General features: G+C 55.2%; 16 protein-coding genes. 10 read left to right on the top strand and 6 right to left on the bottom strand.

Annotated elements, in window-relative coordinates; genetic code table 11:
- Nucleotides 1-15: 15 nt before the first annotated feature.
- The gene (locus G6R38_RS10015; RefSeq protein ID WP_166823737.1) at nucleotides 16-435 is read right to left on the bottom strand and encodes a flagellar export chaperone FliS; all 420 of its coding nucleotides are present in this window, start codon (nucleotides 433-435) and stop codon (nucleotides 16-18) included.
- A gap of 145 nt (nucleotides 436-580) precedes the next feature.
- Nucleotides 581-3,316, bottom strand: a complete 2,736-nt coding sequence (gene fliD, locus G6R38_RS10010; protein WP_166823734.1) for a flagellar filament capping protein FliD — start codon at nucleotides 3,314-3,316, stop codon at nucleotides 581-583.
- A 381-nt stretch (nucleotides 3,317-3,697) separates the two neighbouring features.
- On the opposite strand from fliD, the gene G6R38_RS10005 reads away from it, so the two are divergent.
- Nucleotides 3,698-4,552, top strand: coding sequence for a hypothetical protein (locus G6R38_RS10005; protein WP_166823731.1), 855 nt, complete (start codon nucleotides 3,698-3,700; stop codon nucleotides 4,550-4,552).
- 73 nt (nucleotides 4,553-4,625) lie between these two features.
- Here G6R38_RS10005 and G6R38_RS10000 read toward each other — a convergent pair whose 3' ends face one another.
- Nucleotides 4,626-6,185, bottom strand: a complete 1,560-nt coding sequence (locus tag G6R38_RS10000) for a bifunctional GNAT family N-acetyltransferase/carbon-nitrogen hydrolase family protein (protein ID WP_166823727.1) — start codon at nucleotides 6,183-6,185, stop codon at nucleotides 4,626-4,628.
- Between the two features lie 140 nt (nucleotides 6,186-6,325).
- On the opposite strand from G6R38_RS10000, the gene queC reads away from it, so the two are divergent.
- The 4 genes from queC (at nucleotide 6,326) to G6R38_RS09980 (ending at nucleotide 10,993) form a co-directional block, all read left to right on the top strand.
- Nucleotides 6,326-7,015 carry a 7-cyano-7-deazaguanine synthase QueC gene (queC, locus tag G6R38_RS09995; protein ID WP_166823723.1) on the top strand — a complete coding sequence of 230 codons (690 nt, stop codon included), beginning with the start codon at nucleotides 6,326-6,328 and terminating at the stop codon, nucleotides 7,013-7,015.
- A 133-nt stretch (nucleotides 7,016-7,148) separates the two neighbouring features.
- Entirely contained in the window at nucleotides 7,149-7,466 is a 318-nt protein-coding gene (locus G6R38_RS09990) for a hypothetical protein (protein WP_166823719.1), read from the top strand.
- A gap of 205 nt (nucleotides 7,467-7,671) precedes the next feature.
- Nucleotides 7,672-9,615 carry a redoxin domain-containing protein gene (locus G6R38_RS09985; RefSeq protein ID WP_166823715.1) on the top strand — a complete coding sequence of 648 codons (1,944 nt, stop codon included), beginning with the start codon at nucleotides 7,672-7,674 and terminating at the stop codon, nucleotides 9,613-9,615.
- Between the two features lie 145 nt (nucleotides 9,616-9,760).
- Nucleotides 9,761-10,993, top strand: coding sequence for a 2-isopropylmalate synthase (locus G6R38_RS09980; RefSeq protein WP_240928139.1), 1,233 nt, complete (start codon nucleotides 9,761-9,763; stop codon nucleotides 10,991-10,993).
- 27 nt (nucleotides 10,994-11,020) lie between these two features.
- Here the strand turns inward: G6R38_RS09980 and G6R38_RS09975 are convergent, their stop codons facing one another.
- A complete protein-coding gene (locus G6R38_RS09975) occupies nucleotides 11,021-12,331 on the bottom strand; it encodes an ATPase, T2SS/T4P/T4SS family (RefSeq protein WP_166823712.1) in 1,311 nt (436 codons plus the stop codon).
- Between the two features lie 440 nt (nucleotides 12,332-12,771).
- On the opposite strand from G6R38_RS09975, the gene G6R38_RS09970 reads away from it, so the two are divergent.
- The 3 genes from G6R38_RS09970 to ftsH all read left to right on the top strand — a co-directional run bounded on the left by G6R38_RS09970 (nucleotide 12,772) and on the right by ftsH (nucleotide 19,697).
- On the top strand, nucleotides 12,772-16,095 hold the full coding sequence (locus G6R38_RS09970; protein ID WP_166823709.1) for an SNF2-related protein: 3,324 nt from the start codon (nucleotides 12,772-12,774) through the stop codon (nucleotides 16,093-16,095).
- A 229-nt stretch (nucleotides 16,096-16,324) separates the two neighbouring features.
- Entirely contained in the window at nucleotides 16,325-17,521 is a 1,197-nt protein-coding gene (locus tag G6R38_RS09965; RefSeq protein ID WP_166823706.1) for a ribonuclease D, read from the top strand.
- 106 nt (nucleotides 17,522-17,627) lie between these two features.
- Nucleotides 17,628-19,697 (top strand): ATP-dependent zinc metalloprotease FtsH, encoded by a 2,070-nt coding sequence (gene ftsH, locus G6R38_RS09960; RefSeq protein ID WP_166823703.1) that lies wholly within the window; start codon nucleotides 17,628-17,630, stop codon nucleotides 19,695-19,697.
- Here the strand turns inward: ftsH and purN are convergent, their stop codons facing one another.
- On the bottom strand, nucleotides 19,698-20,366 hold the full coding sequence (gene purN, locus G6R38_RS09955; RefSeq protein WP_240928138.1) for a phosphoribosylglycinamide formyltransferase: 669 nt from the start codon (nucleotides 20,364-20,366) through the stop codon (nucleotides 19,698-19,700).
- A gap of 83 nt (nucleotides 20,367-20,449) precedes the next feature.
- Nucleotides 20,450-21,793, bottom strand: coding sequence for an Nramp family divalent metal transporter (locus G6R38_RS09950; RefSeq protein ID WP_166823700.1), 1,344 nt, complete (start codon nucleotides 21,791-21,793; stop codon nucleotides 20,450-20,452).
- A 280-nt stretch (nucleotides 21,794-22,073) separates the two neighbouring features.
- On the opposite strand from G6R38_RS09950, the gene G6R38_RS09945 reads away from it, so the two are divergent.
- Nucleotides 22,074-22,490: a hypothetical protein gene (locus G6R38_RS09945; protein WP_166823697.1), complete on the top strand. Its 417-nt coding sequence runs from the start codon at nucleotides 22,074-22,076 to the stop codon at nucleotides 22,488-22,490.
- A gap of 125 nt (nucleotides 22,491-22,615) precedes the next feature.
- On the top strand, nucleotides 22,616-23,335 hold the full coding sequence (locus G6R38_RS09940) for a YggS family pyridoxal phosphate-dependent enzyme (protein WP_166823693.1): 720 nt from the start codon (nucleotides 22,616-22,618) through the stop codon (nucleotides 23,333-23,335).
- Nucleotides 23,336-23,504 lie beyond the last annotated feature (169 nt).

Here is a 23,504-nt window from a genome sequence, read left to right as displayed (position 1 = left end):
CAATATTGTCGGTGCTTATGCACTGCGATTCAGTCGCACATTGGCGTCGGTCGGAGTCGTGGGGCCGTTGATCATGTTGCCGAGTTCTTGCCAAGTTTGGCGGTGTTCGGTCAACACGCGAATCGCTGCTTGGAGTTTCTCGGCGTCGCAATCCCGCTCCGCCTCCGCCAAGTTCCGATAGACAAAGACGAACAAAGCCTTCAAAGACGACACCAATTCCGGTGCACTGTCCTCACGCAATCCGCTGATCAATTCCGCGACAAATTCACGACTCCGTGTGCACGCCATCGAAACGACTTCGCGATCCGGTTCGGCAATCGCGGCTTCCGCTTGATACGCAAACCGTAATGCGGCATCGACCACCATCTGATGCAACCGGTACGGAGACGCCGTGAGCACTTCGGTCGATAAATATTGGGCAGACTGGCTGGTCATCAATTTCTCGCAAATGTGAAGAACACGAAAACGAAGGGTGAATGGTTAGAACGCTAGCAAATCGGGTGACGGTGCATGGGTGAGTCGGAAGTTTGTAAAATCGAGAACAACCTGCCCGTCACCTGGACCACAAATGATTTATGACTTAGCTCGATGATTGTTGATTCGGAACGGGTTGGAATGCGGCGAGTGCCTGTTGCTGATTGTTCAGCGTTCCGATAATTGATTCCATATTGGTAAATTGGATTAGCAACCGATTTCGCCGGACGTCGAGAATTTCGTTCAGGTCGGCAATACGTTCATTCGCCGCGTCGATGTTAGCTTGGACGGCATCGGTGGCGGTTTTGAAGGCCCCGTCAATCGGGTCGGTCAGAGACTGAATTGCCGCTTCTGCCTGCGCGCCGAATCCGGTTTCATCTCGCAAGAAAAAGTCGGCGACACCTTCAGGATCGTCGGTCACGGCGGCTTGAAATTCGTCCGTATCGAACGAGAGTTTCCCACCAGTGCTAACCCGAACGCCGATGTCGTTAAGTTGCCGAATCCCTCCGTCGGTGTTAAACCGATCGTTCAAGAGACCGGTCAGTCGTTGCTCCAATCGCAAGGCAAACGAGTTGCCCTGGAGCACGCCCCGTGAATTCGTGGACGGTTCGAACTTGGTCAGCTCGCCGAGAATCGTGACGAGATTGTTGTACGTGTCGACAAAATTCTGAATCGCTTCGGACGAACGTGCGGTGTCTCGTGCAATCGTAATTGTGGCGCTGGTCTCCGAAGCCGCCACAGCAGTGACGTCGAGACCGGTCACGACATCATCGAAGGTATTCGTCTCGGAAGTCACCAGGAATTCCTGACCGGCTCCCGATGTGACGGCCAACAATGCATCCCGACCAACCGCTGTTGTTTGAAAACCCAAGTCGATGCCACTGGTATCGACCAACAATTGAGACCCGCTGCCAGTCGAAGCCGATCGAATTTCCAGACGAACCGGGTTAAACGGCGAGCCGTCGTTGATCAAACTTGCGGACACCGTTCCCGAAAATGTGTTGAGCTGCTCGACCAATTCGGAGACGGTTTCTTCGCCCGTCAATTCGATGACAACCGCCTCTCGGCTTGTGATCGTTTGGTTCCCGGAACCGTCGTCGGAGGCCTCGCCGGTCAATCGCAGATCTTCAACCGTCGTCCCGTCCCCCGACTGTTCGATGGTCAGTGTTCCCTCACCGCCCGCGTCGTCCTCGATGACGAATCCATCACCAGTATCGTTGAGCCGAGCGGTCACGGACACTCCGCTAGCGGAGTTGATGCGATCGATCACGTCGCCGATGGTCTTCACCGTGGAATTGATGCTGACAATCGCTTCCTTGCCCGTGGAATCGGTGATCAAGATCGAACCAAGACCCACCGATTTTCCATCTGGTGCGTAGGTCGACAGCGAAGTTGCTTCATTCACCGACCGTAAGTTTAACGCATCCGATTCAATGGTGGTCTGGTCGGTATCGGCGGCGATGTTCAAGTCGGAAGCGAGGCTTCCAGTCAGGTCGGAGATGATCAAATTCGACGTGGCCGCGCCGGACGTATCGGTAATGGTGATGCCGGTACCGGTGGCATCAATCTCGGCGACGATTTGCAAATCCACATCGCCAGTGCTCTTGGCACCGTTGATCGCTGCGATAACTTCATCGAGAGATTCAGCGGAACTGAGATCGATATCGGCAGTCGTGCCAGTGCGGTCGGTGAGTTGAATGGTTCCCGCAGTGACGCCGTTCCCACCATTGAGATTTCGCAACAAAACGGAACCCGGTCCCGCCGTGAGTCGGTTGCCGGTCAGAGTCGAACCACTCGCGGTGACGTCCAGACCGAGTTGCCGCACAACCTTCGATGAACTCAGATTCTCCACTTCCAACGAACTACTGCCGCCACCAGCGGTGAGGTCTTCGAGTTGAATTCGGCCATCGACCAACGTGGCGGAAACCCGACCTTCGTTCTCCTCGTGATCGTTGATCGACGAAATCACGTCACCGATGGTTGTCGCGTCATCGAGATTGATGTCGAGAGTCGTGTCGTCGGTCAGCGTGATTCGCAGGTCGTCGCCACCGTCGCTGAGTCTCAAGCCGTTTCCGTCGTTGATATAGTCAAGCGTCATGCCCTCGAAGACGGTGAAGACTTCGCTGCCGGTGAGTGTGTCTCCGCTGGCAGACACATCCAGACCAAGTTCCTGTGCCGTTTGCGTCAGTCCCACATTGGAAACTTCCAACGTGCCGCCACCGCCGGATGTGTCGGTGAGAACGAATCGTCCATCCTCAACGCTGGCAGTGATCCCGATGCTCGATTCCGAATTGATTGCCGACAACACATCGTCGACGTTCGTAGCGGTGCTTAGATCGATTTCCGCACTGGAACCACTTCGATCCGTGAGTTTGATGATCCCCGGCGTGATTCCCTCGCCATCATTGAGCAGGTCCAGAGTGGCCGGCGGTGTCAGTGATCCACCCGTTCCGATCACGAGTGTGCCGGCGTCGACCTTCTGATCGGCACTGGAAAATCCACCGCTGAGCATCTGATGAGCCGACGCTGTGCGAACGGTCCGAAAGCCATACGAACCTGGCGAAACCGTATCCCGATCGGTTTTGACAGTTAGTTGGCTCGTGTCCGAGTTGTTCGTTGTCAGGGAGTTGAACGTGCTCTCGGACTTCAACCGAGTGCCGGACAAACTCAACGAAAGCACACTGGCTTCCAAGGCGTTCAACGCACTCGCGGTTTCCTGATAGCCCGCGACACGAGCTTCGATCAGATTGACGCTTCCGCTCTGCGCAGCGACAAGCGCTTCGATGATGGCACTTGTATCAATCCCACTAATGAGACCGATTCCGGCGGAAATTGTGGACATATGCGGAAGGTTTCCTCACTGCAACGAAGGTCCGACTCCTTCGGTCGACGTGAAGTAGACAGATCCTGCCGACTCTTTCGGTTCACGGAGTCGTCGCTCATGAGACGGAATCGAAGTGTTTCTCTTGGTTGCGAAAGGTTCTGGGAAATTAACGATTGGCCGGATTATTCCTGTGAGGAAAACTAGGAAAACTTTGCGGGATACGCGAACGATTCGGGTTCTGCGGCGGCAGAATGCCCATAGCTCGAATTTGAAGAACTTGCAAATTGACTCTGGGGGTTCTGGGTAACTACGGTGGATTTGACTGCAAGTTTTCGCGTTAGGAAAGTCGTGACGACTAAGCCGACTTTCCGCCCCTTGAGGACCCGTAAGGTGCCGACCATGTTTCAACTCCATCGTGACCGATTTCTCGGCTGGGCGTGTTTGTTGTTAGCCGGTGGTTTCACTGCCAACACATTTGGCGGCGAAGTCTGCGGACCCGCATGTTCCGAGGAACTTCCCGCCCATTCTCAAGCACGCATCGAGCATGTTCGTGATCAGAATGGCGAACCATGGAAAGTGCTGATTGTCCCGCGTGTGTTCCAAGTTGTCTCCGGCAATCGACCGGTGAAGCCAGCCGAGACCGCACCCGCACCGGAGGAAGCCGCGAGTCTGCCTGGTATCGACAACCAACTACAATGGGTCTCAACGACCAAGTCCCCGGCGATCGCGGAGGATGTGAAAGAAGCCATCGCCGCGACTTCCGAACAAACAGCGAGCGAGGACGAAACAAGCCCGGTGATCGAACCGGCACCCGCTTCGCCGACCGTTGTAATTTCGGAGTCGGTGGCGTCGTTACCCTCGCACATCAATCCGCATGACTACAAACGGATTTACCAAGCCATTCCCTTCGTCCGAAGCGAGTACGAAGCGAATCCGTCTTATCGACACGAAGCCGCGATGGAAATTTTGTTCGGGCAATTGCGACCACAAGTGAACGTGAAACGGCCTGTGCGATTGTCGCATGCATCGCGATCAGCCACGCCGTTGAACTATCGGCCGCAATTCCGACCGTTCTACAGCACGGGATATTACGGCGGCGGATTGTTCCGTGATGGATACACTGTGCTGGGTGCAGGCGGACCGTTCTACCGTCCTTGGGGGATTGGTTATCCGGGCGCGTACAACACGCTTCCGCCATACTTCTCGACCTACGGCGGATACGGTGCGAGACGTTGGCTCGGCTGGGGCTACTAAAGAGGTATAGCGAACGGGCGGATGCGAAAAAATGACCCGACGGTGGTGGGCACTTGCATTCGCCATTCCGTATCTAAACTTCGTGTTGCTCCCCGTCTTCGTTGTAGACAACACGGTACAGACTCGTCAGGCGGTCGTTCCAATTTTGAACGCTGCCTGACGTTTTGTGTCGTCGAAGCACTTCGAGATCCACGTCATCCATCACGAAGGTCTCGACATTCGGATTGCACTCGGCTCCGACGCCGTCACGTGGAAAACCGACATCGGCGGGCGTGAAAATGCCGGACTGTGCATAGTGAATATCGGCGTTTTCCACGAACGGCAGATTGCCCGTGCAACCAGCAATGACGACATAAACGTGGTTTTCGATACACCGCGCTTGGGCACAGAGTCGCACGCGGAGATACCCCTTCACGGTATCTGTATTGAACGGCACGAAGATGATCTGTGCCCCCTTGGATGCCGCGATTCGCACGAGTTCCGGGAATTCGATGTCGTAACAAACGAGCATCGCCACGCGACCGCAATCTGTGTCGAACACGTTCACGCGGTCACCCGGCGTCACTCCCCACCACTTGCGTTCACTGGGCGTGATGTGCAGTTTGTATTGCTTCTCGATCGAGCCATCCCGACCAAAAAAGAAAGCCACGTTATAGAGTTGTTCGTCTTCGATGACGAACTGAGATCCGCCAATCAGATTCACGTTGTACTTCACCGCACACTCGGTAAAGAATTCCAGGTAACGCGGCGTGAAGTCTGCGAGTTGCCGAGCCGCCAAACCGGGACGTGTCGCTTTCACACACGAGAGCAGTTGCGTCGTGAACAGTTCCGGGAAGACGGCGAAATCGCAGTGGTAATCTGAGGCGGCATCGACGAAGTATTCACACTGCTGTGCGAAGTCGTCGAATCCCTTGATCGCTCGCATGTGATACTGTACCGCCGCCAACCGGACGGAATGAACCGCCCGATGCCGACGTCGCCCCTCCGGTGGCGTGCGGTCGAGGTTTCGCCATTCGAGAAACGTGGCGTAACCGAGCGATGCAGCGTCATCCGGGAAGTAATTGGGGATCAGTCCTTGAACAGCGAACTGGTTTGCCTGCTGCGCGGTCAAGACCGGATCGTGCAATTCCTTGTTCATCACGCGTTCGACATACTCACGAGCACTCATCCGATCCGCGTACTTGCTGTAGCCTGGGATTCGGCCAGCGACAATGAACCGATCCAAATTTTTCTTGACGCATAATTCCTTACGAGCGTCGTACAATCGCCGAGACAGTTTCATCCCGCGGTACTCGGGATCCACCATGATTTCGATGCCGTACAGCGTGTCTCCGTCGGGCTCGTGGTTGCGGATATAACCACCGTCGGCGATCTTCTTCCAATCGTGCCACGCCAGGTTCGGTTCGTAGTTGACGATCAAACTCGAAGCCGACGCGGCCAACTTGCCATCAATTTCGATGACCAACTGACCTTCGGGAAAAATGCTCAACTGACTTTCGATCTGGTCCCGCTTCCAGAGCGACATATCTGGAAAACAGCGGGCCTGCATTGCGATGAGTTCGTCGAAATCATCAATCGTCATCGGTCGAATGCGAACATCCCACGCATAATCACTGAGATCGACTGGTTCCATGCTGGTTGTTATTTCCGTATCAATTGACCCAGGTCAGCTGGATAAGGTACACGTTGAGTTGCATTCTCACGAATTCGGCGACTGTCGGGAAGTATGAATTCCCCCGATTTTCTTCGCCGAAGCGTACTTGATTCGAGACCATGATGTCCGACGAAAAAAAAGCAGTTGTGTTGGTGAGTGGCGGTTTGGATTCCGCGACGGTTTTAGCAATGGCGAAGGATGCAGGTTTTCGCTGTTACGCGTTGAGCTTCGATTACGGTCAACGTCATCGGTTTGAGTTAGAAGCGGCTCAGCGGGTGTGTGAGGCGTTGGGCGTCGAACGGCATGTGACGTTGGAACTCGATTTGCGGGCGTTCGGCGGGTCGGCACTCACGGCGGATATCGATGTGCCGAAAGACCGCACCGACGACGCGATGGCCGATGGCATTCCGATCACCTACGTTCCGGCTCGCAACACCGTTTTTCTCTCCCTCGCACTCGGATGGGCCGAGACGCTGGGAGCGACGGATTTGTTCATCGGCGTCAACGCGGTGGATTATAGCGGTTATCCCGATTGCCGCCCGGAGTTCATCGCCGCCTTCGAAGATCTCGCCAACCTCGCCACGAAAGCCGGCGTCGAAGGCCACGCGAAGTTCGACATCCACACCCCGCTAATCGACCTGACGAAAGCGGAAATCATCCGCCGCGGCATCGCTCTCGGCGTCGATTACGGTCTCACGCACAGTTGTTATGACCCCGACGAAACCGGCGCCCCTTGCGGACATTGCGATAGTTGCCAACTGCGAGCGAAAGGTTTCCTGGATGCGGGGTTTGATGATCCGGCAAGCTAAATTGTAGATCGGGTGAAATTCGATGGCGATGGATGCAATCTTGTTGGTTCGAGTTCATTCAAGAAAGGATCTCGGTGAGATCAATCACTGGCGATGTGATCTTCTTTCTGAGTTCGAGCCAAACGATTTCGAGATGCAAGGGCCATTACGTGTTCTCCCCTTTGACGAAATCGAATACCTCGCCGACCTCAATCCAGGATGGTGGCTCGACGTGGGAATCATGAAAACCTACTACGGCAAAGGTTATGAGCGTGGCGACATCGAGTACATCGTGACGATCGCGCGTTGGTTGGAGAACCGCATCCCCGGCAGCCAGGTTTGGTATGGGCACGATGCCACCGATGAGTCGATGAGGCTGTTTAACGAGCACGAACGAGAATCGATTTTGGAGTACTACCACGCAGTCGGTCATGAACCGTACCGCTACAAACGCGGTCAAGCTGAGTGGTAAGTGCCCCGCAGAATCCGTAGAAAACTCCTCGTGACCGCGGGAATGGGGATTCGGTATAATACATTGTCGGAAAATGTTGTGAACGGGCCATTCGCTGGACGAAACGTTTGATGAGTGCAGTGAGTCACTTCCGTGTAGGGATCGTTTTACGGAGCGGCTTGGTCGAGGAATTCTCGACGGAGCCAAGCGAACGGAGTTTTCAAGCATGCAATTCGACCGCAGTTTCTTTCCGCGCTCTTGGCGTGTCCGCACAGCCGGTGCGTTGGCATTGGCAGTGTCCACGATGACGATGGCCTCCGCGGCCGAACCGCCGTCCGCGAAGTTGGCGTTGTCGTTCAAGCCGACTCAGAAAGACATCGAGATCGATACGCCAACCGGCGACGATGTTGCGGATTGCCGTGTGAAAGTGGAGCGGAAAGGCAAACGCTCCGGCTGGGTGGTTTACGGTCCGCAAGGCCAGGTGCTCCGGCGGTTCATGGATACCGACGGCGATAACGTGGTCGATCAATGGCAATACTTCCATCAGGGTTTGGAAGTCTATCGCGATATCGACGCCAACAATAACAACAAAGTCGATCAGTCCCGTTGGCTCAATACCGCCGGCACACGGTGGGGGCTGGACACCAACGAAGACGGCCAAATCGATGAGTGGAAAATCCTCTCTGCCGAGGAAGCGGCCCGAATCGCCGTCACGGCCCTCATCGATGGTGACGCCACTCGCTTGCAAAGCGTGCTGATCACGCCAAGCGAACTGCAGCGTCTGGGCGTGCAGAAAAAACTGGCGGACGAGATTCTCAAGCTCGTCGCCAAACCGGCAGAAACTCTGCAAAAAATTCGATCGCGGAGTCAACTGATCTCGCCGCAAACTCAGTGGATGCGGTTTGACAGTGCCAATCCCGGTTTGATTCCCGCCGACGAAGACAAAGCCAATGAAGATTTGGTTGTCTATGAGAACGCCATGGGGATCGTTGAAGCTGGCGATCGCGCAGGACTGGTGCAAATCGGTGAGATGGTCCGTGTTGGGAATGTCTGGAAGCTCACGCAGGTTCCGGAACCGATCGAAGGTGACTCTGCCCAAGTCGCAGCAGGAGGCGTGTTGATGCAACCGTCGTCGGTCATCCCGGGTGGGGGAGCACCGATTGACGGCTACAACGAACGCACACGAGAACTGCTCGTGAAGTTGCAAGAGATCGATTCCCAAGCTCCTGCTCCGACGGAAGGAGCTAAAGCGGTTGCCGATTACAATCGCCGTCGGGCGGATGTGCTGGACCAACTCGTCGAAGCCGCCGACTCCCCGCAAGAGCGTGAGCAATGGCAACGACAGCTCGTGGATGGTTTGGCGGCAGCCGTGCAAACGGGGCAATTCAAGGAAGGTCTGGAGCGACTGCAAAAGATCAACAGTGGTCTTCAAAAGCAGAATGCATCCGATGAATTGATGGCCTACGTCGGGTATCGCACGTTGCTCTCTCGATACGCGATGGATTTGCAATCAGCGATCACCAACGAAGAGCAGCGAAGCGACGTGCAGAAGTGGTGGCTGGAGCAACTGCAGAACTTCGCCAAACGGTACCCGCAAGCCGAAGAAACTGCGGAAGCGATGTTGCAATTGGCCGTCTCGAATGAGTTCGCTGGCGATATCGAAGCGGCCAAGCAGTGGTACCAACGGACGGCGAGTCAGCACTCGAAGACCGATCCCGGTCAGCGTTCAGCCGGAGCATTGCGACGGTTGAACCTGGAAGGCAAACGACTGGAACTGAGCGGCAAAGGTTTGGCCGGTGGAACGGTCGATATCTCCAACTATCAGGGCAAGCCGGTCTTGGTGATTTTCTGGTCCACATGGGCGAAACTGGCTGAAGAAGATTTGCCGCAAATTCAGAGTCTCTATCAACAGTACCATCAACGAGGCTTCGAGGTGATCGGGGTGAATCTCGATGCCACCGCCGCTCCAGTTGCACCGTTCGTCAAAGCGAACAACATGCAATGGCCGCAAATTTTTGAAGCGGGTGGATTGGAAAGTCGCTTGGCCAAGGATTACGGCATCATTTCGCTCCCGACGATGTTCCTCGTCGACAAGCAAGGCGAAGTCGTCAGCCGAAACATCGGTGTCGATCAGCTCAAGAACGAAGTGCCGAAATTGTTGCTGCAATAGGTCCATTCGGTCAGCGATGCAAACCGACCCGGTGTGTCACGGCTCTGTGAGCCGGATACACACCGGGTACGTTGCTCAGTACGGCTCATAGTGCTGTGGCACATATTCCCTTTGATCGCCATCATAGTCACAGACAGGGTTTCGAGTGACGAAACGACGGAGTTGGTGGAAGCGGCCGATTTGGAGACTTGCAGAAGTCGCGACGCACACGGTGATCAAGCATCACCGTCGGTCCAGCAAGATTCTCTTCAGCGATACGACGCTCCGTGATGGCGAGCAAATGCCCGGAGCCACGCTCGATCCAGACGAAAAGCTCCAAATCGCTCTGGCATTGGAGAAGGCGGGAGTGCACTCACTCGATGCCGGTTTTCCTGCGTCGAGCGAAGCGGATCGGGAAGCGATTCGCAAGATGGTCGGCGTCGTCCGCGGTCCCGTGCTGACGGCGTTGTGCCGGACAATCCCCGAGGACATCGACGCAGCGGCGGAAGTTCTCGACGGTAATCCAGCCCACAAACGTGGCGTGAGCTTGTTCTGTGGCAGCAGTCCGCTGCATCGAGAACAGAAGTTGAACAAGTCGAAAACTGAGATCATTCAGTTAGTGACCGATGCCGTCGCCTATGCGGCAGAGAAGTTTCTGATTGTCTCGTTCGCTCCCGAGGACGCCAGCCGGACCGAACCAGAATTTCTTTGTGAGCTCTATAAAGAAGCAATCGATGCCGGTGCGACAACGGTCGGATTCCCAGATACCGTCGGCGTCATGACGCCTCAAAAAGTTCGCGAGACGCTCAGTCAGATTCGGGATGATGTGCCGAATTTTGACCAGGTTCTACTTGCGGTGCATTTCCACAATGATCTCGGATTGGCCGTCGCGAACACGCTGGCGGGCATCGAAGTCGGTGCGAATGTTGTGCAATGTACGGTCAACGGCATCGGCGAACGGGCGGGGAATGCGGCTCTCGAAGAAGTCGCGATGGCCTTGGCCATGAACGAGCCTGAATTCGGTTGCAGCATGGGAATCAAGACGGAACAACTGGTTCCGCTCTGCGAGCTGGTCGCGGAACTCACGGGCATTCCGCTACCGCCACATAAACCCATCGCCGGTGGGAATGTCTTCGCCACAGAAGCCGGGATTCATCAGGACGGCATTCTCAAGCACCCCGACACATACTTGCCATTCCGCCCGGAGAAAGTCGGAGCCGACGGTGTTCGGCTCGTTCTTGGTCGACACAGTGGACGCACCGCCGTCGCCCACGAATTGGAGCGGCTCGGTGTTGCCCATGACGAGAACACTGTTTCCAGTGTTCTCGACCGGATCAAGCAATTGCCCAAGACGACGAAAGTCACAGACGAACTTCTACGCGAACTGGCAACGTGGTAAACGCGATTCGGTTCGTCCGCTGCGTGACTATCGGCTCTTGAAGATTCTCTGAAGTTCGTCGAGCGATGTGACGCCTTCGGCGACCAACCGCAGACCTTCCGCTTGAATGTTCTGCATGCCCAGTTTCTTGGCGGCGGCTCGCACATGTTCCGGAGAAGGCTTCTTCGAGATCAGTTGCTTCATTTGATCGTTGATTTCGATCATCTCGAACAACCCAGTTTGCCCGTAGAATCCCAAGCCACCGCATTTTGGACACGGTTCGTATTCGTCGAAGTCTTCGTCCTCTTCGTGCGGCGGTTCGGGAGCGCGATAAAGACGCTTTGTTTCCGGCGGAAGACCAAGTTTCGCGAGCAACTTCGGATGCGGTCGGTACGCCTGTCGGCATTTGTCGCAGAGTTTGCGGATCAACTTCGGTGAGATGATCAGATCGATTTTCTCGTTGACCAACTCGGGATTCTCGAGCCATGCAATGAGCTGACACAATCCGTGAGCGGCGTCCTTGGCGGGCATTTCGGAAATCAACGCGAATTTTTCCGCCTGATTGACGATGTCTTTCGCCCCGGCCGCGTTTTCGATTGGACCGAGAAACAGAACATCGCAGTCAATTCGTTCCAGGCGAGTTGTCAGCGTATCGAGGTCGTCATCCTCACGATACGTCTGCGGAGTGATATTCGTGATGTCGCGGCCTTCCATATCCGCGATCGTGAAGACTGAGTAAATAAATGAATCGACAGAGCGGGCCACACCGACCGTCGTAGTCGTGATCCCGCCGCCAGGCGGTCCACAAACGACGATCAAGCCACGCCGGTTCGCGGACTTTTCGCGGATCTTGTCCCGCATTTCATTGCTGATGCCCAAGTCTCTTGGGGCATCGGAATCTTCTTTGACATTCCGAACACCAATCGTCAGGCGTTCGGCTCCACCTTGCACCGGTTCGGATGTGACGAGCAGTTCGTACTTGACTTCCTCAAGTTCCGCTTTCACGCCGCCCTTCTGCTTCTTGTTGCGGACATTGATATCCAAACCGGCCAGCAATTTTACCATCTGGGTGATGGCGTTGGCTTGTTGTTTGGGCAACCGTCCGCCAGGGAACGCCACGCCATCGATGTACAGAATCACCTGGGCTCGCGGACCTTTCGGTTCGATTCGCACGCGATTGGCACGACGCATCAGTGCATCGGTCACCAATTCTTTGGCGGGTATCAGACCGGCGTGCGTGAGGCGACGGTTTTCCTCCAAATCGACGGGAGCGTCGTTCATCGCCCCTTGGAAGAGGACATACTCAATTTCTTCCTCTTCATCATCGTAATCATCGTCGTAGTCACGTCGCCGTGCCATTTCGCACCGTCTCCTCTGATTGTTTCAACCCGCCCGCGTTTTCGATCCAGCCAACGTCAAACTGGCCAACCCATTCGATTCGCTAAAGAATCTACCTTGCCCATCGCCAATGCGAAACAGATTCGCAATTTTTTTTCAATTGGCCGTAATCCACCTGTCTGATGCAGTTTCCCACATTGGCACGGCGTTGCCAACGGTTCTCGCGGAAAATCTTGTCCGTGAGAGAACTGGTCAGCGGTCGCGAAATACGATATCCTGGCCGGATGCGCTGCCGTGTGAACCGGGGATCGTGATCGTTAGGTACGGTTGACCTTTCCCCATCGGCAGACACAATACGGGCGAGACGAGACACCCTGATTCGTCCCGTTTAAACCAACCACGTGCAGTAAAAGTGCTGCATTCGAACATCGACGACAATCCGCAACTGGCAGGGAGCCACTGTGACGCTGAGTGAGCTTTTGGAAGGCAAGTTTCGAGCCGATTTGCGTTTTCGTGGGGCGGCTTATTTGGAGGCCGAACGAGTCTCGCTGGTCCGAGTCACCCCCGAACAAGTCTTCGGAGTGGTCCGCGACAGCGGTGAGGAAAACCAAACGCAATTAAGCCGGGTCGAAGGCGATTTGAAGATGTATTGCACCTGCGATGCATTTCAAAGATCCGGTGCGTGCAAGCACCTTTGGGCGACCGTTCTGTGTGTCGAACAGGGGAACTTGCTCACGGGACCGGCTCGTCCTGGGAATTGCCCCCCGTTCGTTGCGGAACTCGAACCTGATCTCTTTGAAGATGACTGGGACGAGGAAGAAGACGACGGCGACGTGTTCCAACCGCCGGCCGCTCCCCGAACCAATGGGACCAAAACTACGCAATCGACGGCGGTCGAGACCAAACCGCGTTTACGTCCATGGGAAAGCCGATTGCAGGATCTCCGTAAGGACATGCGTTCCAGCGAACCGCCTGCGCCGTCGGCCGGACGCGAACGCGAGATTTTCTACGAAATCGACATCGAGGAAAGTCGCAACGTCGGGCAACTCGTCGTCCAAACCTCGCAACGGCAACGCCGGGCCAACGGACAATGGGGCAAGCTGAAACCGCTCAAATTGCGTCCTGGCAAACTCGATGAAGTCGAACACGAAGACGACAGCAAGATTCTGGCCTATCTCACCGGGGGAACTCCAGAGCGGTCGAATTGGTACGCACAGCAAGCCGAAGTGCAATCCACGACGTTCCGTTACCGCATTCCGTTTGCGTTATGCGAGTTGATTCTGCCATTGATGTGCCGAACCGGTCGCGTTCGCTTCATGAATTCGGAAGAAAGCGAGCAAACGCCCCTTTCCTGGGACGAGGGTTCACCTTGGGACCTGACGCTCCACGTCAGCCACGATGGTGACGAAGGTGAGTGGAGCGTCGATGGATTACTGCGTCGCGATGACGAATCGATCGAACTGTCGGAAACGGAATTGCTGGTTCCCGGCGGTTTGGTGCTGACGAACACACATATTGCCCGGTTGCAAGACTTCGATGCGTTCAATTGGGTCAACCTGTTCAATGGCGATTCACGGTTGACGGCTCCCGAGGGTGAAGAACACGACTTGGTCGATCAACTCCTCGATATGCCCACGCTGCCTCGGTTAGATCTGCCGAAGGAATTGGACCTTGAGGAAATCACTTGCGATCCCGTTCCGTATTTGACGATCCGCTCGCCACGCGGCAAACGCTGGCATTGGGAACGATTGCAAGGCGATGTCCGTTTCGACTACCTCGGAACACAGGTGTCGGCATCGAGCACGCAATGGGCCATTGTCCAGCGTGAGCAAGGCCGTTGTATCTTGCGAAATCGGGAAGCCGAGGAAACCGCCTGGACACAACTGCAAGAGAACGGCTTCCGGCGACTGCTCGACCAACGTCGGAGTGGTTTTGATGTGGAAATCGCCGCTCGTTCGTTGGGGCCGGCGGTGCGGACGATGATCGAGCAAGGTTGGATCATCAAAGCCGACGGTCAAGAAGTTCGTCAACCTGGCAAAGTCCAATTCCGTGTGGAGTCTGGAATCGACTGGTTCGAGTTGCATGCGAAAGTCGATTTCGGTGGCGGCAGCGTATCGTTTCCGGAATTGCTCTCAGCGTTGTCTCGCGGCGACACCACGATTCGCCTCGATGACGGCTCGTGGGGGATTCTACCGGAAGAATGGCAGCGACAATTCGGATTGCTGTCTGGTTTGGGCATCCCCGAAGACGAACACGTTCGGTTTTCCCACAATCAAGTCGCATTGTTGGATGCACTGCTTGGCTCGCAGGAACTTGTTGAACGCGACGAGCAATTCGAAGAACTACGCACCCGATTCCGGGAATTCGGCGGGGTTCAGGAAGACAAGGAACCGACCGGCTTCAAAGGGGAATTGCGGGGTTATCAGCGGGAAGGGCTCGGTTGGCTCTCGTTCCTTCAAGACTTCCGGCTCGGCGGTTGTTTGGCCGACGACATGGGCTTGGGGAAAACGATTCAAGTGTTGGCCCTGTTGATGCGTCGCCGTCAAAATCGTGACAAACGACTGCCATCGCTGATTGTCGTGCCGAAATCTTTGTTGTTCAACTGGCATCAGGAGTCCACACGATTTACCCCCGAACAAGCCGTTCTGGATTACTCCGGTTTGGACCGCGAGGCACTTCGCGAAAAGTTCGATGAATACGACATCATTCTTACAACCTACGGCACGCTTCGCCGGGACATCGTGAATCTGAAGGACGTGCAATTTGACTACGTGATTCTCGACGAAGCCCAAACCATCAAGAATCCCTCGTCGCAAATTGCGAAGGCATCGCGGTTGTTGCGTGCGAATCATCGCGTGGCTCTCAGTGGGACTCCCATCGAGAACCACCTGGGCGATTTGTGGTCGATTTTCGAATTCCTCAACCCAGGGATGTTGGGACGAAGCTCGATTTTCAAGAGCTACACGACCGACACCAAGGACGAGAATTCCCGTCAGTTGCTCACCTCGGGTCTGCGGCCATTCATTCTCCGCAGAACCAAATCGCAAGTGGCGGGCGAATTGCCGGAGAAAGTCGAACAAACTCTGTACTGCGATATGGGGACCGATCAACGTCGTCTGTACGACGAATTGCGGGATCACTACCGCAGTTCGCTGTTGGGCATGGTCGAAAAGCAGGGTTTGGGCAAATCGAAAATGCACGTGCTCGAAGCCCTCTTGCGACTCCGTCAGGCCGCGTGCCATCCGGGTTTGTTGCGGGAAGACTCGAAAGCCGAGCAAGGTGCGAAGCTGGAAGTGCTCGTTCCACACCTGGAAGAGTTGATTCAAGAAGGCCACAAATCGTTGGTGTTCTCGCAGTTCACGAGCATGCTCAGCATCGTTCGCGATCACCTCGACGAAGCCGGCCTGAAGTACGAATATCTCGACGGTCAAACTCGTGACCGGGCCGAGCGTGTGGAATCGTTCCAGAACGATCCTGAGAAGGGGATCTTCCTGATCAGTCTGAAAGCCGGTGGATTGGGTTTGAACCTGACCGCTGCGGACTACGTGTTCCTGCTGGACCCATGGTGGAACCCCGCTGTCGAGGCTCAAGCAATTGACCGGGCGCACCGGGTGGGTCAGACGCGTCAGGTGTTCGCGTACCGATTGATTTGTCGCGGGACAGTGGAAGAGAAAATCGCCGAACTACAGAAGAAAAAGCGAGGGTTGGCCGAAGCGATTCTCGAAGCCGATAACAACCTGCTTCGGGATCTCTCGACCGATGACCTCGAACTGCTGCTTTCGTAATTCGCGGCGGTGTGTCACGACTCTGCGGGCTTGAAGGATCAAAATCCTTCGAAAAACCGGGTTCTCAGAGGCGTGACACGAGTTTTGCGCGGGAAGTTTCCGGCAAACTTCCGAACACGCTTGCAGTCCACTGAGCGTAATGGGATCATCAGTCCGAAAATTCAGACGCCAGCAGGTGAAGCGGCGTCTTTCCGGGACAGGATGGTGCCCAAAGCCAGAGATTGTGGGAATGTCAAGCCGGCTGATTGAGGATCAAAAATCCTTCGAAAAACTGTGTCAACAGATTGCCGAAGAAGGCCAAGTCGCCTTCGATACGGAATTCGTCTCCGAATACAGCTACCGACCAGAGTTGTGTCTGCTTCAATTCGCGACTCGGAATGAGTCGGCTGCGGTCGACCCTTTTCGAGTTGACGATCTGCAGTGTTGGTGGAACCTCATGGCCGACGACAACGTACAAGTTGTCGTTCATGGTGGCCAAGCGGAAATTCGATTCTGCCTAGAGTTGGGCGGTGTCCGACCGTCGAATTTGGTCGATGTCCAGCTCGCCGAAGGTCTTCGTAGTCGCAGCTATCCCCTGGCGTACAATACACTTGTGTCACGGGTGCTCAAGCAGAAAGTTCATGGTAAGGAAACGCGAACTGATTGGCGACGACGGCCGTTGTCCGATCGGCAAATCACCTATGCCCTTGAAGATGTGAATTACGTACTCGGTGTTTGGCGGAAGCAGGAAGCTTGGCTGAAACGCAATCACCGCCTTTCTTGGGCCAATGCCGAGTTCGAGCGAATGGTGACGGAGTTGGCCGACGACTGCGAACGGCCGCCCTGGGATCGCATCAATGGTTTGCATCGGCTCACTCGACGTGAGCTGGCCGTGCTCCATGCGCTGGCTGAGTGGCGAGATGCCGACGCCTGCGAGCGAAATCGGCCGGTTCGACGAATCCTACGTGACGACCTTCTCGTGGAAATGGCACGTCGCCAACCCAAGAACGAGAAAGAGATGTTGGCCACCCGGGACATGAATCGTGGTGAATACCGCCGGAGCTTCCCGGCTATGATCCAGGCGATTCAAGCCGGTCTGGCCGTTCCCGACAGTGAACTCCCCCCCGTGGTCAAACGCACGGACTCTGACAACAACCCCGATGAACAAGTCATCGGACAACTTCTGGGAATTGCCCTGGCGAATCGGTGTGCGGAGATGAATGTCGCGCGATCACTCGTCGGCACATCCGCCGATCTTCGTCACTTGGTTCGCTGGCATGTCTACAACGATCGCCAAGGCGACCCGCCCAAATTGACGCTCGGTTGGCGGGCGGAGGTCTGTGGTGAATTGCTGGAAGACGTCCTCGATGGCAAAATCTCGCTGCGAGTCGCCGACGTCAATTCGGATCATCCGCTGATCTTCGAACGAGTCGAGGACGACCGTTAAGCGGCCTGAAGTCGTTTCTATCGGCTTGCCTCCGCGATTCGACACCGTATGATTCGCAGAGAAACTTGGTTTCCGAACCGAATCCCGAAAAGGTTGGAAAACGCGAATGTCTAAACCTGAATTGCCCCCTGGTGAAGAGAAGCCGCAACGTCCGCCCCGTGATGGTGGAAAGCCGTCGGACAAACAGCCACCGACGAATTTGCTGTGGTATCTCGTCATCGGTGCAATCCTGCTCGCCGGCTGCATGGTTTGGCTGGGCACGCAGTCGCGTGGGAAGGTCATTTCCCTGGGGGAATTTGAACGAGGACTTGAAAAAGGGGAAGGCGAAGAAGCCCCTCGATTCAACAAGAACAACGTCTTCAATCTGAAGATCGGCTCCAAAGACATTACGTTTCAAGATCAGCCCGTTGAAGACATCACGGAAGAGGAGTTGGAGAAAGGGGATTTCTCCGCCCCCGACGATGATGTCACAACCTACCGCATTCCAGCTTTTGAAATTGGCGATGTCAAGAAAAATGATCTCACTCGGAAGCTCAACGAAAAAGGCATCGAGTGGGGGTTCGTCAGTGGCCCCTCGGAATGGTACCAAGTGGCATATTTGCTGCTGATTCCGATGATGTTCTTGGTGTTCTTCATCATTCTCTTTCGGCGGATGAACGGGCCGGGCTCGGCGTTGTCGTTTGGTCGTAGTCGCGGACGCATGCACGCGCAAGAAGACATCACGATCACATTCGACGATGTGGCTGGCATTGAGGAAGCCGTCGACGAATTGCGGGAAGTCGTGGAGTTTCTTCGCACACCTGGCAAGTATCAGGCACTTGGTGGTCGTATTCCCCGTGGTGTGCTGCTCGTCGGTCCGCCGGGAACCGGGAAGACTCTGCTGGCCAAAGCGGTTGCCGGGGAAGCCGGTGTGCCGTTTTATAGTTTGTCCGGTTCGGACTTCGTCGAGATGTACGTTGGCGTGGGTGCCGCCCGTGTCCGGGATATGTTCCAACAAGCCGGTGCGAAATCCCCGGCCATCATCTTCATCGACGAGTTGGATGCCCTCGGCAAAACTCGCGGGAGCGGCTTGCCAGGCGGACACGATGAACGCGAGCAAACGCTCAACGCACTTCTTGTCGAAATGGATGGTTTCTCGTCCGACCAAAGCGTAATCGTCATGGGAGCCACCAACCGCCCCGAGACACTCGACCCGGCGTTGCTGCGACCGGGCCGTTTCGATCGTCACGTGCTTGTGGACCGTCCGGACGTACGCGGACGGGAAGCAATTCTCAAAGTCCATGCCGCTAAAATTAAGATGGACGACACTGTCGATTTGGCTCGGATCGCCCGGATCACTGGGGGATTTGTAGGAGCCGATTTGGCGAACCTCGTCAACGAAGCGGCCTTGCTCGCGGCTCGATCCAACAAAGCCAAAGTGACTCAAGTGGAATTCGAAGAGGGCATCGAACGGGTGGTCGCCGGCTTGGAGAAGCAGACACGCATCATTCACGAGGAAGAAAAGCTTCGCGTTTCCTACCATGAATGCGGTCACGCCTTGGTTGCGTGCAGTTTGCCTCACACCGATCCGGTTCACAAAATTTCGATCATTCCGCGTGGGATGGGTCTGGGTTACACCCTGCACTTCCCGGAAGAAGAACGCCAACTCAACACGCGAACCGAATTGTACAACCGAATCTGCGGTCTCTTGGGCGGCATCGCGGCGGAACAGATTGTGTTTAACGATTCCTCAACCGGTGGCCAAAACGATTTGCAACGAGCCACGAGCATTGCCCGACGCATGGTGACCGAGTTCGGCATGAGTCCGAAACTGGGGCGAATGTTCTACAGCGAAAATGCCCGATCGCAGTACTTGGGTGCTCAATCGGGGCCTGGTGAAGTTTTGCATGCTGAGCAAACGATTCGAGAAATTGACATGGAAGTCAAAGCGATTCTCGATGACGCCTTCAACACTTCGCTGGAAATTCTGACCGATCGCCGAGACGCATTAGAACACATGACGCGGGAATTGCTCGAACACGAAACCATGGATGCAACGCAATTGAAGGCGATTCTCGACGAGCACAAAACCAGCCCGCAGATCAGTCCCGGCACCAACAAATCGGACGCTGATGACGCGAACCGGAATTCATCGTCAACCGATTCCGAAAGTGATTCACCGTCCGAAACAGGTTGATCAATCGAGAATCCGCACTCGATGGCCGGAAATTTCGAGAAGGCCTTCGGCGTAGAGTCGAATGGCTTCGGGGAACGCTTTGCATTCGGCGTCAAAGACGCGTGCGGCTAGGCTGTCGGGTGTGTCATCATCGAGCACGGCCACCGGTCGCTGCAAAATGATGGGGCCATGATCGTACTGGTCATCCGCAAAATGTACGGTGCACCCCGAAATCTTCACGCCCCGTTCCAGTGCCGCATCGTGGACATGATGCCCGTAGAAACCGGGACCGCTGAATGCAGGAATGAGCGACGGATGAATGTTCAACACCCGCCAGCGGAAGTCCTCGGGAATCGTGACTCGCGACAAATAGCCACCGAGAATGACAAGGTCCACATCTGATGTACGAAGCGACGCAAACAACGCGTCGCTCATGGATTCGCTCGAATCGAATTCCTTCCGTGCGATGACGTCAGTTGGAATTCCCGCTGCATTGGCCCGTTCGATGCCACGACAGTCAGCTCGGCTGGCCAAAACGCTGACCACTTCTGCTTCGAGCGCACCGGATTCGATGTGTTGCAGCAAATTGAGCAACGTTGTGCCGCCCCCGGAAATGAGAACGCCCAAACGAATCGGACGATTCATCGGCTCGGGAACGGGACGTACGACCGGATCGGTTGGCATGGTCATCAGGGAGTGTGCTCTTGGAAAGGATGAGGCAAACTCGCCTGATGATAAGAATATTGAGCCATTACGCCAACACCGTTAGTTGCTCAGGAATGCATCGTTTCCGGCTGCCAGATTACGGCCGCCGTCTTTTCCGCAGTGAGCTTGCCGTAAATGTTGGTCGCAGTCCGCCCCGCAACGAAAATTGAGATTCCCAGTCCAACAAACGCCACGATCTTCATCCAAACGGGAACTCCACCGCGTTCGGTCAGATCGGATTGGAAACTCAACCAGAGCAGCACGGCAGCCAAAATTGGCAGCCCCATAACGGTCATTGATTGGGCGAAGATAATGAGATTTACCGGTCTTTGCCCGGTCAGCTGAACATACAATGCGATGTTCATCCCACAGATCAAAGCCAAGACGGTCAAAAGTTTCGGACCTTTCAGGTCAATCGATCCTCCCCAACCGAGGCCGTCAGACATCATACAGCCACCAATCATGGCGTTCACCAAAAACGAGCTGAACGCACCGGCGAAAATTCCGAGACAGAACAAACCTGTGGCGAACGAACCGAACAACGGCTTCAACGCCAACGCGACATCGGCGACGGACTTCAGGGTAATTGGACCAGTTTCCGGCTTATTAAACACCGCTGCTGCCGTTGTCATCACCATCAAGGTGATGAAACCCAGGGTACAAATCCCGACAGTCGAGTCGATCAGCCCCGGTTTCAAATCGTCACGCGTCCAGCCTTTCTCGCGAACGAGGTACGACTGGTAAAACGCTCCCGCAACAGAAAACGTGGTGCCGAACAACGCCAGCAACGCGGTCAGACTTTCCGAGCTTCCACCATCCTCGGACGGACTTGGAAGTGATGGTTTGAAACCAGCGAACAGTGCGGAGATGTCGGGTTTTGCAATCACCAAGTTGGCGGCGAAGCCCACGATCATCAAGCCGATCAGTAGTTTCATCAGGCGTTCAATCGGTTTGTACAGCCGATCGGAACCGAACAACGCCACGATTGCGAACACGTTCAAGTTCACAATGACAACCGCCGGAACCCAGGTCGCCCCGTCTTCGAAGAACGGCTCCAACGCGGCCAGCACTCCTAAGTTGTTGCTGAACTGAAAGCAGGCCACGATCAGAAAGATGGTTGTTCCAGCCAGCAGTGCCAACCAACGACCGGCACGACGGGCCATCTCTTCACATAGGGTGTGGTCAAACAACACGCCCAACCGGGCCGACAATGCCGTCATTCCCAACATCAAACTGACGGCAACCAACAGGACCCAACTCATGGAGTACCCGTATTGTTGCCCGATTTTCGATGCACTCAGGATACTCCCCGGACCAAGCACAACCGACGCCGTAATGATCGCAGGACCAAGACTTCCCCAAAACCCGTAACGTTTGGACTTGGGGGCCTGTAAATTCGATTCGTTATCCATGAAAACCTTTTGTGTCTGAAGAGCAAGAGCCGCTTTGGCACGATAACGGGACAACGCCCGTGTCGCAACACTGAGTATTGATATGAATCAATCTCGAAGGTCGTCAGGTGAACGGGTTAATCCGGTTGTAGGTGTTGGTACATCCTCGACTAAGATAGTCATGAACACGTAGTGAAAACCCGATGTTATGTTTAGGCACACCGAAGTGTGAAAAATTCTCAATTTTCATGTTCTCTACTCAAGTGCCGCTGACTTCGCATCGGGTGTTGAGACCTTTGCCATGCCTTTATCCAGTATTGAAGAATATTCCGAAAACATCAGTCGGGCTGCTGTTCGCGCATTAGACGTGCTTGACCGACTCGAGACCCGCACCGGTGCCGTTTACGAGCAGCAGCGGAGCCACACGCGTTCCTGTTACCGGGGCATCATTCGAATCCGCGAAGCAATCAACACCGACGACATCACGGATTTCGATGAACTCGAGGAATGCATGGTCTGGGGCCGTTCAGTCTCCCAGAGCGGTTTATCGTTCATCTACCCGGAACAACGGCAGTGGCAATCGATCTTTGTGGGCATCGAAGTTCCCGGACGCGGGCCGACTTGGATGCGAGCGGAAACGGTTCGTTGCCGCCAAGTGACCGACGAAGATTTTTGGGAATATGGCGTGCGGTTTCTGGGACGGGCGAACTTTGATTAATCGAGTCTTGCCGCGCGATTGCCGTCAATTAGAATGACCGATGTGCGTTCCCATCGAACGTTCCACAGTGAAATTGTGCAGATACGGGTTTGGTGCGTGTCTTTATTGTTTGAGCTTGGCGGTCCATGTCGGCAAATCTGGCAATTTTACAGCAGAATCTCGATCAGATTTCCGGACGAATTGAAGCCGCCTGCCACCGATCTGGACGTGATCGAAGCGATGTCCAAGTGATCGCGGTGACAAAGTATGCTCGCACCGAATGGGTCCGAGAATTAATTCGGCTCGGCTGGACGACACTCGGAGAAGCCAGACCGCAGCAACTCGTCCAACGAGCGGAGGAGTTCCGCGACGATTCCGATCTACCTGACGTGCATTGGCATCTCATTGGGCATTTGCAACGGAACAAAGTCCGACCGGTTTTGCCGATTGTCGAGGTGATTCACTCCGTCGATTCCTTGCGTCTATTAGACCGCATCGAATTCATGGCGGACGAACTTCAAACCCGGCCGAAAGTCCTGTTGGAAATCAACATCGCTGAAGACTCCGCGAAAGATGGGTTTTCCGTCGACGCGCTTATTGACGAATGGCCCAAGTTGGTCGAACGATCGTCGTGGCAGCTCGACGGCTTGATGACGATGGCCCCACACACTGACGACGAAACGCAAATTCGCAAGACATTCGCCGCGTTGCGAACCCTTCGAGATCGGCTCCGTGAGCAAACGCCCGACGAACCTATCCTCCACGAACTTTCGATGGGGATGAGCGGAGACTTTGAAATCGCCATCGAAGAAGGTGCTACGATGATTCGGATCGGCAGCGCACTCTACGAAGGTCTCGATCGCTAACGGCCACCGCCGATGCACATACAAACACACCGGAACCCCTCCGGATTCGGGTTGCCGAAAATTACCATTTCTGCAAAACTTTCGCGCGAATACATTCAAGATATTCTGATGTTCGACAAGTCTGTCAGTTCCTGACTCGCCGATGGGCATCACCAGGAACCAATCCAGC

Origin of the sequence: Thalassoroseus pseudoceratinae (assembly GCF_011634775.1) — a bacterium.
Classification (GTDB): Bacteria; Planctomycetota; Planctomycetia; order Planctomycetales; family Planctomycetaceae; genus Thalassoroseus; species Thalassoroseus pseudoceratinae.
The sequence above is the reverse complement of the archived record's forward strand: the minus strand, read 5'-3'. Positions and strand labels throughout refer to the sequence as shown.

Bases quoted from the DNA above. Each gene is read 5' to 3' on its own strand.
- G6R38_RS10015 (WP_166823737.1), bottom strand. From the start codon at position 435: ATGACCAGCCAGTCTGCCCAATATTTATCGACCGAAGTGCTCACGGCG.
- fliD (WP_166823734.1), bottom strand. From the start codon at position 3,316: ATGTCCACAATTTCCGCCGGAATCGGTCTCATTAGTGGGATTGATACA.
- G6R38_RS10005 (WP_166823731.1), top strand. From the start codon at position 3,698: ATGTTTCAACTCCATCGTGACCGATTTCTCGGCTGGGCGTGTTTGTTG.
- G6R38_RS10000 (WP_166823727.1), bottom strand. From the start codon at position 6,185: ATGGAACCAGTCGATCTCAGTGATTATGCGTGGGATGTTCGCATTCGA.
- queC (WP_166823723.1), top strand. From the start codon at position 6,326: ATGATGTCCGACGAAAAAAAAGCAGTTGTGTTGGTGAGTGGCGGTTTG.
- G6R38_RS09990 (WP_166823719.1), top strand. From the start codon at position 7,149: ATGCAAGGGCCATTACGTGTTCTCCCCTTTGACGAAATCGAATACCTC.
- G6R38_RS09985 (WP_166823715.1), top strand. From the start codon at position 7,672: ATGCAATTCGACCGCAGTTTCTTTCCGCGCTCTTGGCGTGTCCGCACA.
- G6R38_RS09975 (WP_166823712.1), bottom strand. From the start codon at position 12,331: ATGGCACGGCGACGTGACTACGACGATGATTACGATGATGAAGAGGAA.
- G6R38_RS09965 (WP_166823706.1), top strand. From the start codon at position 16,325: ATGTCAAGCCGGCTGATTGAGGATCAAAAATCCTTCGAAAAACTGTGT.
- ftsH (WP_166823703.1), top strand. From the start codon at position 17,628: ATGTCTAAACCTGAATTGCCCCCTGGTGAAGAGAAGCCGCAACGTCCG.
- purN (WP_240928138.1), bottom strand. From the start codon at position 20,366: ATGACCATGCCAACCGATCCGGTCGTACGTCCCGTTCCCGAGCCGATG.
- G6R38_RS09950 (WP_166823700.1), bottom strand. From the start codon at position 21,793: ATGGATAACGAATCGAATTTACAGGCCCCCAAGTCCAAACGTTACGGG.
- G6R38_RS09945 (WP_166823697.1), top strand. From the start codon at position 22,074: ATGCCTTTATCCAGTATTGAAGAATATTCCGAAAACATCAGTCGGGCT.
- G6R38_RS09940 (WP_166823693.1), top strand. From the start codon at position 22,616: ATGTCGGCAAATCTGGCAATTTTACAGCAGAATCTCGATCAGATTTCC.